This window comes from Paraburkholderia sp. PGU19 (assembly GCF_013426915.1).
Lineage (GTDB): Bacteria > Pseudomonadota > Gammaproteobacteria > Burkholderiales > Burkholderiaceae > Paraburkholderia.
In genome coordinates this window covers 732635-745827 of sequence record NZ_AP023181.1, presented here as the reverse complement: position 1 = coordinate 745827, position 13193 = coordinate 732635, and the positions used below count along the sequence as shown (strand labels likewise).

The 13193-nt window shown below is 59.1% G+C and carries 16 protein-coding genes and 1 pseudogene; 8 read left to right on the top strand and 9 right to left on the bottom strand.

Going from position 1 to position 13193, the window contains the following annotated elements; translation table 11 throughout:
• The first annotated feature begins 40 nt into the window (after positions 1-40).
• Entirely contained in the window at positions 41-217 is a 177-nt protein-coding gene (locus H1204_RS33190; protein ID WP_180733349.1) for a hypothetical protein, read from the top strand.
• Positions 217-1578 carry an LLM class flavin-dependent oxidoreductase gene (locus tag H1204_RS33185; RefSeq protein WP_180734742.1) on the top strand — a complete coding sequence of 454 codons (1362 nt, stop codon included), beginning with the start codon at positions 217-219 and terminating at the stop codon, positions 1576-1578. The genes H1204_RS33190 and H1204_RS33185 overlap by 1 nt, the downstream gene beginning before the upstream one ends.
• Positions 1579-2323: 745 nt before the next feature.
• Here H1204_RS33185 and H1204_RS33180 read toward each other — a convergent pair.
• Positions 2324-2620, bottom strand: a complete 297-nt coding sequence (locus H1204_RS33180; RefSeq protein WP_180734741.1) for a hypothetical protein — start codon at positions 2618-2620, stop codon at positions 2324-2326.
• Between the two features lie 357 nt (positions 2621-2977).
• Here H1204_RS33180 and H1204_RS33175 point away from each other — a divergent pair, with 357 nt between their 5' ends.
• A complete protein-coding gene (locus tag H1204_RS33175; protein WP_007576644.1) occupies positions 2978-3229 on the top strand; it encodes a hypothetical protein in 252 nt (83 codons plus the stop codon).
• Positions 3230-3272: 43 nt separating this feature from the next.
• Here H1204_RS33175 and H1204_RS33170 read toward each other — a convergent pair whose 3' ends face one another.
• The 3 genes from H1204_RS33170 to H1204_RS33160 are packed head-to-tail and all read right to left on the bottom strand — an operon-like array spanning position 3273 to position 4096.
• Entirely contained in the window at positions 3273-3539 is a 267-nt protein-coding gene (locus tag H1204_RS33170) for a DUF1488 domain-containing protein (protein ID WP_180734740.1), read from the bottom strand.
• Positions 3540-3725 (bottom strand): hypothetical protein, encoded by a 186-nt coding sequence (locus tag H1204_RS33165; protein ID WP_180734739.1) that lies wholly within the window; start codon positions 3723-3725, stop codon positions 3540-3542. It abuts the gene before it with no gap.
• Between the two features lie 53 nt (positions 3726-3778).
• Positions 3779-4096: a hypothetical protein gene (locus H1204_RS33160; RefSeq protein ID WP_180734738.1), complete on the bottom strand. Its 318-nt coding sequence runs from the start codon at positions 4094-4096 to the stop codon at positions 3779-3781.
• Between the two features lie 757 nt (positions 4097-4853).
• Between H1204_RS33160 and H1204_RS33155 the strand changes: the two genes are divergently transcribed.
• Positions 4854-5111 carry a hypothetical protein gene (locus H1204_RS33155; protein WP_180734737.1) on the top strand — a complete coding sequence of 86 codons (258 nt, stop codon included), beginning with the start codon at positions 4854-4856 and terminating at the stop codon, positions 5109-5111.
• A gap of 23 nt (positions 5112-5134) precedes the next feature.
• Here the strand turns inward: H1204_RS33155 and H1204_RS33150 are convergent, their stop codons facing one another.
• The 3 genes from H1204_RS33150 to H1204_RS33140 all read right to left on the bottom strand — a co-directional run bounded on the left by H1204_RS33150 (position 5135) and on the right by H1204_RS33140 (position 7825).
• Positions 5135-5701, bottom strand: coding sequence for a carbonic anhydrase (locus H1204_RS33150; RefSeq protein WP_180734736.1), 567 nt, complete (start codon positions 5699-5701; stop codon positions 5135-5137).
• Positions 5702-5744: 43 nt separating this feature from the next.
• A complete protein-coding gene (locus H1204_RS33145; RefSeq protein WP_180734735.1) occupies positions 5745-6491 on the bottom strand; it encodes an SDR family NAD(P)-dependent oxidoreductase in 747 nt (248 codons plus the stop codon).
• Positions 6492-6931: 440 nt separating this feature from the next.
• The gene (locus H1204_RS33140) at positions 6932-7825 is read right to left on the bottom strand and encodes an NmrA family NAD(P)-binding protein (protein ID WP_180734734.1); all 894 of its coding nucleotides are present in this window, start codon (positions 7823-7825) and stop codon (positions 6932-6934) included.
• 261 nt (positions 7826-8086) lie between these two features.
• On the opposite strand from H1204_RS33140, the gene H1204_RS33135 reads away from it, so the two are divergent.
• The 3 genes and pseudogenes from H1204_RS33135 to H1204_RS51730 all read left to right on the top strand — a co-directional run.
• Positions 8087-9031 (top strand): LysR family transcriptional regulator, encoded by a 945-nt coding sequence (locus H1204_RS33135; RefSeq protein ID WP_180734733.1) that lies wholly within the window; start codon positions 8087-8089, stop codon positions 9029-9031.
• Entirely contained in the window at positions 9028-9459 is a 432-nt protein-coding gene (locus H1204_RS33130; RefSeq protein WP_180734732.1) for a hypothetical protein, read from the top strand. The genes H1204_RS33135 and H1204_RS33130 overlap by 4 nt, the downstream gene beginning before the upstream one ends.
• A 115-nt stretch (positions 9460-9574) precedes the next feature.
• A pseudogene (locus H1204_RS51730) lies at positions 9575-9691 on the top strand (porin); the annotation flags it as partial.
• A gap of 124 nt (positions 9692-9815) precedes the next feature.
• Here the strand turns inward: H1204_RS51730 and H1204_RS33125 are convergent.
• Complete coding sequence (locus tag H1204_RS33125) at positions 9816-10379, bottom strand: hypothetical protein (protein ID WP_243468946.1); 564 nt, start codon at positions 10377-10379, stop codon at positions 9816-9818.
• 526 nt (positions 10380-10905) lie between these two features.
• Positions 10906-11655, bottom strand: a complete 750-nt coding sequence (locus tag H1204_RS33120; protein ID WP_180734731.1) for a GntR family transcriptional regulator — start codon at positions 11653-11655, stop codon at positions 10906-10908.
• A gap of 152 nt (positions 11656-11807) precedes the next feature.
• Between H1204_RS33120 and pcaB the strand changes: the two genes are divergently transcribed.
• A complete protein-coding gene (gene pcaB, locus H1204_RS33115; protein WP_180734730.1) occupies positions 11808-13178 on the top strand; it encodes a 3-carboxy-cis,cis-muconate cycloisomerase in 1371 nt (456 codons plus the stop codon).
• Positions 13179-13193: the final 15 nt, after the last annotated feature.

The window sequence follows — 13193 nt, the reverse complement described above, 5'->3', positions numbered from 1 at the left end:
TGTCGCGAGCGTAGGGCTTTATTCGTTCGTATGAGCCACCATGTCTACAGTCGAATCCTCTTTGGCCGCAGCGCAATTGACGCGGCGCACGGACCCCGCGCGCGTGAAGCGCATTGCTGACGAATCCGACGCGCTCGCAGCTAGCGGCTGTCAGTATCACTCGGTAGGCAACTACTATCTCAACGACAAGCTGCCGCCCCGGCATGGAGCCTTGTAATGGCGAGGAAACAGATTCTGCTCAACGCGTTCAACATGAATTGCGTGGGCCATATCAATCATGGATTGTGGACGCATCCGCGCGACCGGTCGACCGACTACCGCCTGTTGCCGTACTGGACCGACCTTGCTCGCACGCTGGAGCGCGGATTGTTCGATGGTCTCTTTCTTGCGGATATCGTCGGTGTGTACGACGTTTATCAGCGCAACGTCGACGTGACGTTGCGCGAGTCGATCCAGTTGCCCGTCAACGATCCCTTGCTGCTTGTTTCGGCGATGGCTGCCGTGACGCAACATCTGGGCTTTGGCGTGACCGTCAATCTCACTTATGAACAGCCGTATCTGCTCGCACGCCGTTTCTCGACGCTCGATCATCTGACGCAAGGGCGGGTCGGCTGGAATATCGTCACGGGGTATCTCGACAGTGCGGCGCGCGCGATGGGCTTGAGCGAGCAGCTTCCACACGACGAACGTTATGAGCGCGCGGACGAGTATCTCGAAGTGCTCTACAAGCTGTGGGAAGGCAGTTGGGAAGCGAATGCCGTGCGGCGCGACAAGGGCGCGCGGGTGTATGCCGATCCCGCGAAGGTACAGGAGGTTCGGCATGCGGGGCGGTACTACAACGTTGAAGGCTATCACCTTGCGGAGCCGTCGCCGCAGCGTACGCCTGTGCTCTTCCAGGCAGGTAGTTCCGGGCGTGGCCAGCGCTTTGCCGCGCGTCATGCCGAATGCGTGTTCATTTCGCCGCCGAACCGGAATGCGGCGCGCGAAATGGTGAGGGCATTGCGGGAGCAGCTGGTGCTGGCCGGGCGTCGGCCGGATGACGTCAAGGTGTTTGCGGGGGCGGCTGTTGTGGCGGGCGCTACCGAGCGCGAGGCGCTGGAGAAGTACGCGGATTATTTGCGGTATGCGAGCCGCGAAGCGGGGCTTGCGCATTTTGCTGCCAGTACGGGCATCGATTACGCGCAGTACGATCTCGATGCGCCGGTTGATTACGCGCCTGGCAATGCCATTGAGTCGGCTACGCGGACGGCGAAGCAGCATGGGTGGACGCGGCGCAAGTTGCTCGAGATGTTTGAGCTTGGCGGGCGGTATCCGGCGATTGTGGGCAGTGCTGCCCAGGTTGCGGATGAGCTGGAAGCGTGGATCGAGGAGACGGGGATTGATGGGTTCAATCTGAGCCGGACTGTCGTGCCGGAGAGTTATGAGGATTTTATTGATTTCGTCGTGCCTGAACTGCAGAGTCGGGGTCTTTATAAGACTGCGTATGGCGATGGGACGTTGCGGAACAGGTTGTTCGGGGAGGGGGATTATTTGCCTTCGCGGCATGTGGCGGCGGGGTTTAGGCGGGACTTGGCGTAGCCCGTGTTTGCGCTGGCATCCGCGTGATGGTGTTTGCCGTTCAAGCGTCGCCCCTGTGCGGGGCAGCACCTACTTTTCTTTGCCGCCGCAAAGAAAAGTAGGCAAAAGAAAGCGGCTCACACCGCCAACATTTCTTCTTGCCTGAGGGCCCCCAACCGGTCTTACGCTTCACACGGCAATCACGTGACCCATGTTCGTTGCCAACGCTCTTGCGGTGCGCCTCACCCGCTTCACGCACCCGCGCTGCATCATGCCGTGCCAGACATTCCACGGCCGCCCAGGTGGCAAACTGTGTGTAGGTGGTCGCGTCGTATAGGGTAGCGCTCTTACAGGGTGGGACGCGTGCGCTATCGGTTCGAAGTGAGGCGTGCGAGGCATTACGGCCTACACACAGTTTGCCATCTGGGCGGCACATACCGTTCGCTGCCGCTTGCCGTGGCGCGGGTCTCTGAAGTGGGTGAGGCGTTTATTCGAAGCGTTGGCAACGCGCGCCAATAGAGAGGTTGGCGTGTGAAGCGTAAGACCGGTTGGGGGCCCTCAGGCAATCACAAGAACTGGCGGTGTGAGCCGCTTTCTTTTGCCTACTTTTCTTTGCGGCGGCAAAGAAAAGTAGGTGCCGCCCCGCACAGGGGCGACGCTTGAAGCACGCTAACAAATCGCGGATGCCAGCGCAAACACGAGCAAACCAAACCGCCCGCGCCGCAAAGGCACAAACACGCAAGCACGGATAGCACGATCCGCGACCTTATACGACCACTAAGCCTCGAGCATGAACTCGCGCATCAAGGGCTTGCCCACACCCAACCGCAATATCCTCGACCATTCGCGTCAATCGCGCTTTATCTGCTTGATAGAGATCCGAGTTCATCCGGCTTGCCAGGAGCATCCACACAAACAGGGCCTCGTTCGCGGCCGCTGCGAAAAACACCCGTTCGCTTTCTTCATGCCGTGACCGTTTTTTTCTGGCAGCTTTCACGTGGATGGCGATCCGCTTTTCCATCACCAGCGTTAATGCTTCGTAGTCTATGGTGTCTGCGTTCATACCCGTTCCCGTGTCCAGTCTTGCGATCGCTGCAATGATAGGGGCGAATTACGTCATGACTTGACAGTGCGTCTCAGTTTGCACGCGAGCATGAAGCCGGATCGCAACAGGACATGGCGTTTGCCTCAGATCACACCGAGTCAGAAAAGGCACGTTCTGGTATCGGTTGTCGGGCGGACGAAGCAGTAGATCGAGGTGACGTGTCGGATACAGCTTGTTACCGCGAACAGTCGATGCACTGTTATCCTGAACACGACGCATCCGACGCGCAAATGCGTCCACCCGCAGATATCGCTTGTCGCCGTTGGATTCGTATGTAGGTCAATGGACTGTGGGCATACAGCAAGGGAGCACGACATGGACATGGAAAAGCCCATCATCACGCCGGAAGAGTTCGTGGACGAGATCAACCGTCGCCTGCCGGATCACGACTGCTATACGCAGGGCTTGCAGATGTTTCTCGTGCCGAGGGGCGCAATGCCCGATGAGGCGATTGGAATCGACTGGGAACCGCGAAACGCACGCAATGGTGTAATCGCAGTCAGCGAGGTTCACAGAGAGGTTGCCAGCGAGTTTTCCGTCAGCAAGCACCTCGGGCGTCGACACTAGGGAGCGTCGCATTGCTCGACATGCACTCGGCGAATCCCCTTGATCAGGAGATCGTGTACTTGTTCTGAGGGCCGCCGGTGTACACCGTCCTCGCGATCTCCAGGATTTTTTCGCGGTTGCGGTCGAATGCGGCGAGCAACGAGGATTCGTCAGAATCCTTGTTGGGGTTCAGTTTGACGAGCACCACATCGTCGACCTGGAAGACAATCTCACGGGCATTGTCATAACCCCAGAAGCACACACAATGTCGCGACGCGTCGTGGATCCGGGCCGGATTGGGAAAGTTGATTACCGCGCTGGCTTTTGCCATTTATTCACCCTTACATACATACCGCCACTTGCTCGCGTTGACATCGAGGCGGGCATCCATCTCAAGACGCTTCTGCGCGCGTTCGTTTTCCGCCTTCTGTTGCGCGGAGACACGCGCCGCCTGCTGGCTGGCGTAGTCGCTTTGCTTTGAAAGAGGAGCCGGATACACCTTGGTTTGCTTTTGCATATTGATTCCAGAAAGTAGTTGCAGAATGATTTTGATGCTGTGACATAAACGGTTTACTGCATTGGGCGCTTCATTCCCTCCGCCTCGATGGCAGCGTTGCGTTCCTCGCTCGCCTCGACAGGTTCCATTGACTCGTCGAGCGAAGCGATCGCCCGTTCTGTGACAGACCTGGCTTCAGTCAAAGTTGCGCCGGATACGCCGTCTTCGTCGACGGGAGGCGCCAGCATGTCGTTGAGCATCGCGTCCAGCTCGGGCGTGTTCCAGGGCGCGCTGCGCTGTTTTCTCCTTTTTATGTAATGTCGCACTTCCGCGTCCTGTTCGGCGGTCAGTGGCAGGCCGCGGAACGTATTTTGAGGCGTGGCTTCGAACATGAGAGCCTCCTTCGTTCACTATGGTTCGAGTGTAATCCTATTGTTCGATGAGCGCGAACTGTTGGTGATTGTGCAGCGTGTTTCGTCGATCTGCAGATTCGCGGGCGTCAGTAATATTCACGCAATCTATACCGATTCCTGTGCAAAGCGCGGGATTTACCGATGCTATTCGTGCCGCGATATCACACAGCAAGCAGGGTGAAAACTGAGGAGTTTTGACTTTTTAGAGCGGTCTTTGCCGAACAGCACGCCTTCCGGTGACGGACGGATAGGAACCGCGACGCCTCATCGGATATTCACACCCACAGGAAAATAGATCGCGACAGCCGCTATAAATGCGCACAGAATGGGGGGATAACGTCGCCGCACCCGCGGCCTGGCGAAATGGGAGCGTAATGATGGCAAAGGGTCAACTGCGCGGTAATCGCGAGGCAAAGAAGCCTAAACAACCGAAAAAGCCGTCTCCTGCGGCGAATCTTTCAACCTGGAAGACTGCGCCGAAGGCAACCGCACGAGACGAAGAAGGCGCGAACAAGAAATAGCGACCGCGTTGGAAACGTGGCGTTCACAAGCATTCGCCGGGAGCGGACCAGCCAGGTAGCGGGGAAGGCCTTATATTGTCCCGAGCATTCCCGGTTGCCCGCACCTCATTCATATCATGATTCAATTTTTCCTCCTGACTTCGCGATGCAGTTCCGCGTTGTCGCAAAGGCGCGAGTGTTAATCGACCTTTGATTGCCTTGAAGAGGAAGTCACCATGAGTAGCCAGTCCTGTGCAGCATATCGCGGCTACAGCATAGATGTTGAAGTCACGGCCAACAACGTCGTCTCGCTCAGCGGTAGAGAGCTTCGGTACTCAGTGTCGTGGTCGATAATCTCACTCCACGTGCTATCCACACCTATTGCGAGTCTTCCCGAGCGACTGGAATTTTTATCGCCGGATGATGCTTTCTCATACGGCGAACGGCGGGCGCGCACGTTTATCGACGGTTCGTTGTTGTCCGATGTTCAATGAATTAATGTGAGGTGGCGGCCCGTTTATTCTGGACGAGCCTCGCGCTGATCCTGCCCGGCCCGCAGCGGCGCGGGAGGAACGACTGTCTCGACATGACCAGTCGCTACGTCATAGACGAGACCTGTCACCGTGAATCCGCCAGGAAGATTCGGGTTGGCTTTCAGCGACGCCACATCGAGCGCGACCGCCTTGTACGGATCGGTTATTGCGAGATCGTCCAGCTCGTCGTCTGCAACACCCATATACTTCGACAGCAACTTCGGCGCGTGATGGTAGCAACCATTGATTCCGCAATCGGTGTGCTGAAGCAAGACCAGCTTCCAGCCCTCGCCGACTGCTTCTCCTGCCGCGCGCGACACCGTGCCGAGGATCGCCATGGTTTCGAGCAGCGCCGGGTTCACACGTCCGCCGACGTTACGGATGATGGCCGCTTCGCCCGGCGCGAGCTTGAGCACGTCCATTGGATCGACGCGCGGATCGACACAACCGATGATCATCGTGCGTTGCGACGGCAGCATCTTCAGATCGGCGTTAAAGCCGGTTTCCGCGAATTCGGCGTTGCGGTGAGAGAGCGTTTCGAAAAAGTCCATGACTACCTCTATCGTTTATCGTGAGAAATCGGGTTAGGTGGGGCTACACGCGTTGCGGAAGCCGCGTGGACATCTTTGCCTGCAATCCCTTCGGATCGGCAGTGAAGGCTGCGTGAATGCCGCGAGATTGATCGCCGGCGACGATCTCGTCATTGGTGCCGGCCTGGATCGCGTCGAGCGCATCCGTGACGACTTCCTGCGGCGTCATGCGCGGCTCGGGCAGCTTTGCGCCCATTTCCGTTTCCGTCTGAACGGCGAGGACGCCAACCACCTGCGTACCTTGTGCGCCCAGTTCAGCCCGCACGCTGCGGGTCAACGACAGGCTCGCCGCTTTGGAGGCCGAGTAGGTCGCTGCTACGGGCAGGCTGATCAGCGAGAGCATCGACAGCATGTTGAGCAGTGCGCCGCCACCGTTCCTCGCCAGTACGGGAGCGAACGCGCGGGTTAGCGCCAACGTGCCGAAATAATTGACTTCCATCTCATGGCGGGCGTCGTCGATGCCGGGTGCGGAGATGGCACCTTCGAACGCGGCGTAGCCGGCGTTGTTGATCAGCAGCGTCACGTCCGATGCAATGACTGCGGCAGCGGCTACCTGATCGGGGTCGGTGACGTCGAGGGGAAGCGGCACGAGCCGTCGATCGCCATCTTTGAGAAGCGCTTTGAGCGATGTGGTGTCACGCGCGGCGACATAGATCTTCGACGCGCCTCGCTTGAGCAGTTCAGCGACGAATACGCGCCCAATGCCGCGATTTGCGCCAGTGACGAGCACGACAGAGTTAGAGAGTTGCATGATGATGACCTTTCGGATTCGATTGGAAAGAGTAGTGGGTTCCCGTTTTCGAAGAAGCGAGCGGAAACCCGTGAATGTCATTTGCCGTTGAGCCTGTCGGCGTGAAGGTGGGCGAACTCACGAACCGCTGCGCGACCCGTATCGCCCGTGGCACCCGTAATCAGGACTTTCTTTGACATAGTTAATATTCCTTAGTAACTAGAGTTGAATGATTTCGAAGCCGTACCGTCGTGACCCACGCGAATGGCATGCGTCACACAGACCAACTCGGTGAATCGCTTTCTTGCAATCGGCGATTCGTTTCCTTGGCTCTCAATATCGCGTATTGCGGTGCGATGCGGTAGCCGTCGTTTGAAGCTATCACCTATCCTGGAACAGCATGAATCAGTTCGGGCGGAGTCCGGAGCGTCTGAATACGCTTCCGGACGGCCCACACCTGATTAGTGCGCTGGCGCTTGCACCGGGTACTCGATGACGAACTTCGACAGATTCGCGTTGATGAACTGCTCGACCGTCGTCAGCGGCTGGCCGATGATTTCCGTACCGGTGCTGTCGGTGCCTGCCAGTAGTCCTTCCTGCTGATCGATGGTGACGGCTTCGAAATGGCGCCGCATCGCGTCGGCATGCTGGAGGCCGAACAGTTCAAGAAACGTCGATACGGTGACATGCTCGTAGGGAAGATCTTTACCGAGCACGCGGCTCACTTCGGCGGCGAGTTCCTCATGGCTGTATTCGACGGGCCCGTGAAGCGCCAGTGCCTTTCCGACATACGGGGCTGCATTGTCGATAATGCCCGCGATGATGCGCGCAATATCGCTGCCGGCGATGGGCGCGAAGCGGCTGTCCTTGTTGTAGGGCATCACATAGCGGCCATAGCGGATCTGTGGCGCGATATAGGGCAGCCACTCGGCAAAGAACGTGACCCGCAGATGCACCGAGGGCACGCCGGACCAGTTGAATATCTGCTCGGAGAGCCAGTGGTTTTGCGTCGCCTTGCTGCGCGCGGCGGGACGCGACTGCTTATGCGACATGTTCACGATCAGTTCCAGATCCTGCTCTTTCGCGGCCTGCGCGAAGATCACTGCCGCTTCGACCAGTCCTTCGGCGAGCGGAAAGCAGAAATAGGCGCGCTGGACGCCCGCCATGGCGAGGCGAATATCGCGCAGGCTCATCATGTCGCCGAAGACGACCTCGGCGCCCAGATTGCGCAGCCGCTGTGCGCGATGGTCATCCTTGCGCACTAGCGCGCGGACATGAAAACCCTTTTCAAGCAGACGCTCGACGGTCGGACGACCGGTGTCGCCAGAAGCGCCACTCACAAGGACTGTGGTCATAGGCAATTACTCCAGATACGAAGCCGCAGCGCGTAAAAGTGGCGGCGGACTTCAGTGCAGGGCGGTGAGGACATCGGAAGCAGGGCCCTTGCATGGTTCCGATCAGGGCTCGGCATTCGATGCCGGGCCACGTCGACAATTTGGCGTTTTCGCTTCGATCCCGGTAGCCGTTGGATTCGGCTAACATTTATGCTGGATGTGCATTGATGCGAAGCTGGACCGGCTAGTCGGCCCTGTTGTCCGCTGGAGAAAGGAGGGAGCTTGAAGGACGTCCTGACGTTCAGGCTTTACACCCGCGTTGCCCGGCTCGGCAGTTTTTCGGCGGCGGCGCGGGAGTGCGGACTGGCGCAATCGCAAGTGTCGAGAATGATCGCCGAGCTCGAAGCGGGCCTCGGCGCGCGCTTGCTGACGCGAACAACGCGCGCAGTGGTGCCGACGGAAGCCGGTCTGGAGTTTCTGGCCCGCATGGAGCCGATATTGGCGGCGATCGACGACGCGGAGAACAGTGTTCGCGAGACAGGCGAATTGCGCGGCGTGCTGCGCGTGGGGATGCCTTCGACGATGGCCATCTGCGTGATCCTGCCGCGCCTTTCCGCCTTCACTGAACGTCACCCGTCGCTCAGAGTCGAGGTCATGCTCGACGACCGGTGGCAAGACATGATTCGCGAAGCGGTCGACGTCGGCATCCGGGTGGGCAATCTGCCGGACTCCGCGGGCACCGCCAGGTTGATCGGCACGATGCATCGTGTCGTCGTGGCTTCGCCTGCCTATCTCGAACGGTACGGTACCCCCGTGTTGCCGGAGGACATCGCTACGCATCGCATCGTAGGCGGCCCGGCCGGGGCGCACGTGTCGTCATGGCAATTCGAGCGCGATGGCCAGACAGCATCGGTTGACGTGCAGCCGCATGTTTCAACCAACGACACGGCGGGCGCGCTTGCAGCGGCGGCTTCCGGCCTTGGAATCGTGTCGACGACGTCATGGGCGTGTCGATCGCAAGTCGAAGACGGCACGCTCGTGCATCTGTTGCCCGATTGGAAAATGGCTGAAGTGCCCGTGCATGCCTATTTCCCGATGGGGCGTGCCAGCCGCCTGGCGGCGCGCGCGTTTGTCGAGTTCATCGCGACGGAACTAAAAAATGAACCACTCGACTTTATTGGTTCGTGCCTTGTTGTCAGGGATACCGCAAAATCTGGAAGAAAATGAAAAGACTACTACTTGCTGCACTCTCAGCCTGCATTATCGCGACCTGCGTTCATGCGCAAAGCAACGCGTCCGGCCCGTTCGTCACGCACTCGGGCACACTGCAATTCTCGCGTGTAGACCACGATTTCGTGGTGATGCTCGACAAGGAAACGTTCGATCGTTTCAGTGCGAACACACTCACGCATTTCGATGACGTTGATGACGCCAGGCAAACTGTCACGCGTGCGCTTGTGCAGACCGATTCCGGCCCGGTGCTGTACGACTTTCGCCACCATCCACCACTTGTGCAGCGCTCAAATAAGCGCATGACGGTCAAACGCGTGTTCTGGCAAGGTGACGAAGTCGTGATGCAAAGCTCGCAAGGCTGGTTCCGGTTCAAAAGCGGCGTGTTGACGAAGCTCCAGTCGTCTACGACGACTTACCATTGATCGCGCGAGTAGCGTGTCGGTGGCTTCTTATTAGGCCATCTCTATGCAAAATGCCATGCCGAGGTAATGGGCGGTCCATAACTAAAATAGACGGGATAGAGCATGCGATCACCAGATCGCGTACAACTATATTCTTTCGAAGCGCACCTATGTGTATGCGGTCTACTCCTATGACAAGCTGACGGGCAATCCTTCCGGCAGCACTTATGGCGTCGGCATGCAGCACAGTTTCCAGGCGGCGGTTACTTCGCAGAAGGCGCAGGCTTTAAGGGCAGTAAGCCTGCGCCCAGGCTCATACCAGACTCCCTTCAAGAAAAGCGTCATGGCGAGCAGGCATGAACCCATCCAGAACTCGACTAACGAAAGCCGAAGACCAGAATCTTTCTCCCCTCGAAGTACTCTTGGACACCTTGCTCGCAATTCTTTGGACACGTTACATCGCCGTTCCCGCTCGAACCTGACACGGTGACCGCCCTGTAGACAACGGATTCGACGAGCGTCCCGTCGCTAGCGACGACGATGTTCAGATCGGTCTCGACGCCCGCCGGCACGGCTCCGCCAGCGGTATAGACGACTGTCATGGTGCCGGTGCAATCGGGGTTCACCGTGTAGCTACCTTGCTGGTTCGGATTGAATGTCGTCTTTCCCCCTTTCGGCAACCCGCCGATCATGCCGAAGTCGGTGCGCTGAAAAGTGCCCGCGCCGTCGAACGTCACCAGGGCGACGTCATCGAGGATCGACGGGGAGGCATACGGATGCACCTTTCCATCGTCTCCTATCAATCCAAGAATCACTCCATGACCGATAAACTCAAACGCTCCCTTTAGCGTTGCGTTCGAGCAAAGGCCGCCGTGGCTGTCGTGGTCACCGGCCTGAGCGGCACCACTGAGCAAGAGAAGTGCAACGGCTGTTGCCGACAAAATGCTTGCATGCTTGATCTACATGGTCATCTCCTTGTCACCGAATCAGGCGCTTGAGATCACGGCGCACAGGGGCCCATTGCCTGGTTGCAGTAGGCGCCCAATTCAAACAACTGAAATTAAAAATGGCCGCAGTAATACCGCGCTGCCGCCATCTGCGGAGCAAGCTGTGAGAGAGAACGATGAGCCGTCAGTGCGGCCAGGTGTTCTGGAATGGGAAGCAAGAAAGACTTAAGCGCGGGCCAAAGTAATGAATGGCGAAACGCTTCACCAAGCAGTTATTTTTTCGCTCGGTGTCGGCAGACACGTGCAGAAGAGGTGCACGAAAGTCCGCGCAATGTTGACTTCGTGGGTCGGCTACGCTTTAAGGTTGCATAGCAAAATTCAGTGTAATCCACGATATTCGCAGGTGCCAGGTGGATTTGGCATAAGCGGCCAGAACGATCGCCGCTCATCCCGGCACCTTCATGGCGTTCGGCAAGAAGAACGGTGCTGGCCACGTCTTGATCGACTGGCATCGGACCAGTCAGATATTTTCCTTCGCCGAAACCGCTGACCGTTTCAAGCGCATCGAAACGGAGAAGCGTTCCGCGGGATGCAAACTGACCGACACCTCGAACGCGACTCCAGACGAGTCGAGATAGCGACGCACGATCTCCAGCGCCGCAGTGCCTGGCTCGACCCGCAATCGCTCAGCCATATCCGCCGAGACGTTCACGGCGTGAACGTCCTGCTGTATCTCGGTCACGCATCGGCCGTAGCGCGCTTCGATCAGCGCGCTGATCAGCGTATCCGGTTCCTCGCGAGCGGCCTCGGCGATGTCGGCATAACCGGGATCGATATACACATCCGTCCATCCGATCGGCGGCCGTCTGCCATCGCCGTCGACTCGCAGACTCGATATGCGCAGCCAGCGATCGCCCTCATCGCACCGCAAGACCTTGGCCAACGAACCCGCCGCCGCGATTTCCGCTGTCGACTGCACCACGCGCTGGTGTTTCGAGCCGAACTGAACCAGATCCTCAACGGACGCCAGTGAAGGGCGGAAGTCGTTCTTCGGCTGTGTCGACTCGACGCGCGTGCCCGCATTTTTCCGGCGCGACACGAAGCCGAGCTGCTGAAGCTCATGCAAGGCGGCGCGGATCGTGTGACGGCTGGTCTTGTACTGGTCGCGCAGTTCCAGCTCGGTCGGCAGATACGAACCGACCGGGAAGCGGCCGCTGGTAATGCCCTGCGTCAGGTCGCGGGCGATGTCGGCGTAATGGGGTTTGTTCATGTCGGGTGACGGGCAGCGCTGATCCAGGGGTAAATCATAACTTGAATCATATGTTCGAACATATTATCTTGAATATGTCCGGACATATTGAGGCGTCAGTCGCTCTGTCCCGCAATTTCTTCACACCCGTTTTGATCGAGGCCAAGCCCGCCATGAACAGCCGCTCCATCCCGTCTTCCAGCACCGTCTTCGATTCGATCCTGTTTCGCGACGCGTTCGGCACCGCCAAAATGCGCGCCGTGTTTGCGGATCACGCGCTCGTACAGCGCTATATCGATGTCGAAGTCGCGCTCGCCAAAGCCGAGGCGCGCGTCGGCGTGATCCCTGCCGACGCGGCCGAAGCGATCGCACGCGAGTCGCAGATCGAGCGCATCGACTTCGACCACATGCGCGAGGAAACGGACATCGTCGGCTATCCGATCCTGCCGCTCGTGCATCAGCTCGTCGGCATGTGCGGCGAGGCGGGCCGCTACGTGCATTGGGGCGCGACGACGCAGGACATCATGGACACGGCCGTGTCGCTGCAGGTCCGCGACGCGCTCGATTCGATCGACGGCGACATCCGCGAACTGCGCGGCATCCTCGCCGACCTTGCGAAGAAGCATCGCGACACGCCGATGGCGGGCCGCACGCATTTGCAACAGGCGCTGCCCGTCACGTTCGGCTACAAGGTGGCGATCTGGCTGGCGATGTTCGACCGGCACCAGCAGCGCATCGCCGAGTTGCGCAAGCGCGTCGCCGTCGTCGAATTCGCGGGCGCGGCGGGCACGCTCGCGTCGCTGGGCGACAAGGGTCTCGACGTGCAGAAGGCGCTCGCGCAGGAACTGAAGCTCGGCGTGCCGGCCACCACATGGCACGTGGCGCGCGATGGTTTCGCCGAAGCCGTCAATCTGCTCGCGCTCGTGACGGGCTCGCTTGGCAAGATCGCGACCGACATCATGATCATGGCGTCGAACGAATTCGGCGAAGTGTATGAGCCGTTCGTGAAGGGACGCGGCGCGAGCAGCACGATGCCGCAAAAGCGCAATCCGATTTCGAGCGAACTGATGCTGGCTGCGGCGAAAGCGGTGCGGCAACAGGCGGGCTTGATGGTGGACGCGATGATCCAGGACTTCGAGCGCGCGACGGGCCCGTGGCACGCGGAGTGGATTGCGATTCCCGAGAGCTTCATTTTGACATCGGGCGCGCTGCACCAGGCGAAGTTCGCGCTCGGCGGACTGATCGTCGATACCGAGCGCATGAAGCACAACCTTGGTATCAGCAAGGGGCTGATCGTCGCCGAGGCGGTGATGATGCAGATGGCGCCGATCACGGGCCGCCAGCAGGCGCACGACATCGTCTACGACGCGTGCCGCACGGTGAACGAGCAGGGCGGCACGCTGGCGGAAGCGCTGGCTGCGCTGCCCGACGTGACACGCCATTTCGATCGCGACGCGATCGACCGCATGACGGACCCCGCGAACTATCTTGGTCTTGCACCGCAGATGGTCGACCGCGCGCTCGCGTTGTCCAGCGAGATCTGACCAACGATCTGTGGA

Excerpts from the sequence above, each read along its gene's own strand:
- H1204_RS33155 (WP_180734737.1), top strand. The coding sequence starts at position 4,854 with ATGAGTAGCCAGTCCTGTGCAGCATATCGCGGCTACAGCATAGATGTT.
- H1204_RS33175 (WP_007576644.1), top strand. The coding sequence starts at position 2,978 with ATGGACATGGAAAAGCCCATCATCACGCCGGAAGAGTTCGTGGACGAG.
- pcaB (WP_180734730.1), top strand. The coding sequence starts at position 11,808 with ATGAACAGCCGCTCCATCCCGTCTTCCAGCACCGTCTTCGATTCGATC.
- H1204_RS33140 (WP_180734734.1), bottom strand. The coding sequence starts at position 7,825 with ATGACCACAGTCCTTGTGAGTGGCGCTTCTGGCGACACCGGTCGTCCG.
- H1204_RS33190 (WP_180733349.1), top strand. The coding sequence starts at position 41 with ATGTCTACAGTCGAATCCTCTTTGGCCGCAGCGCAATTGACGCGGCGC.
- H1204_RS33120 (WP_180734731.1), bottom strand. The coding sequence starts at position 11,655 with ATGAACAAACCCCATTACGCCGACATCGCCCGCGACCTGACGCAGGGC.
- H1204_RS33160 (WP_180734738.1), bottom strand. The coding sequence starts at position 4,096 with ATGTTCGAAGCCACGCCTCAAAATACGTTCCGCGGCCTGCCACTGACC.
- H1204_RS33180 (WP_180734741.1), bottom strand. The coding sequence starts at position 2,620 with ATGAACGCAGACACCATAGACTACGAAGCATTAACGCTGGTGATGGAA.
- H1204_RS33185 (WP_180734742.1), top strand. The coding sequence starts at position 217 with ATGGCGAGGAAACAGATTCTGCTCAACGCGTTCAACATGAATTGCGTG.
- H1204_RS33145 (WP_180734735.1), bottom strand. The coding sequence starts at position 6,491 with ATGCAACTCTCTAACTCTGTCGTGCTCGTCACTGGCGCAAATCGCGGC.
- H1204_RS33170 (WP_180734740.1), bottom strand. The coding sequence starts at position 3,539 with ATGGCAAAAGCCAGCGCGGTAATCAACTTTCCCAATCCGGCCCGGATC.
- H1204_RS33165 (WP_180734739.1), bottom strand. The coding sequence starts at position 3,725 with ATGCAAAAGCAAACCAAGGTGTATCCGGCTCCTCTTTCAAAGCAAAGC.
- H1204_RS33150 (WP_180734736.1), bottom strand. The coding sequence starts at position 5,701 with ATGGACTTTTTCGAAACGCTCTCTCACCGCAACGCCGAATTCGCGGAA.
- H1204_RS33130 (WP_180734732.1), top strand. The coding sequence starts at position 9,028 with ATGAAAAGACTACTACTTGCTGCACTCTCAGCCTGCATTATCGCGACC.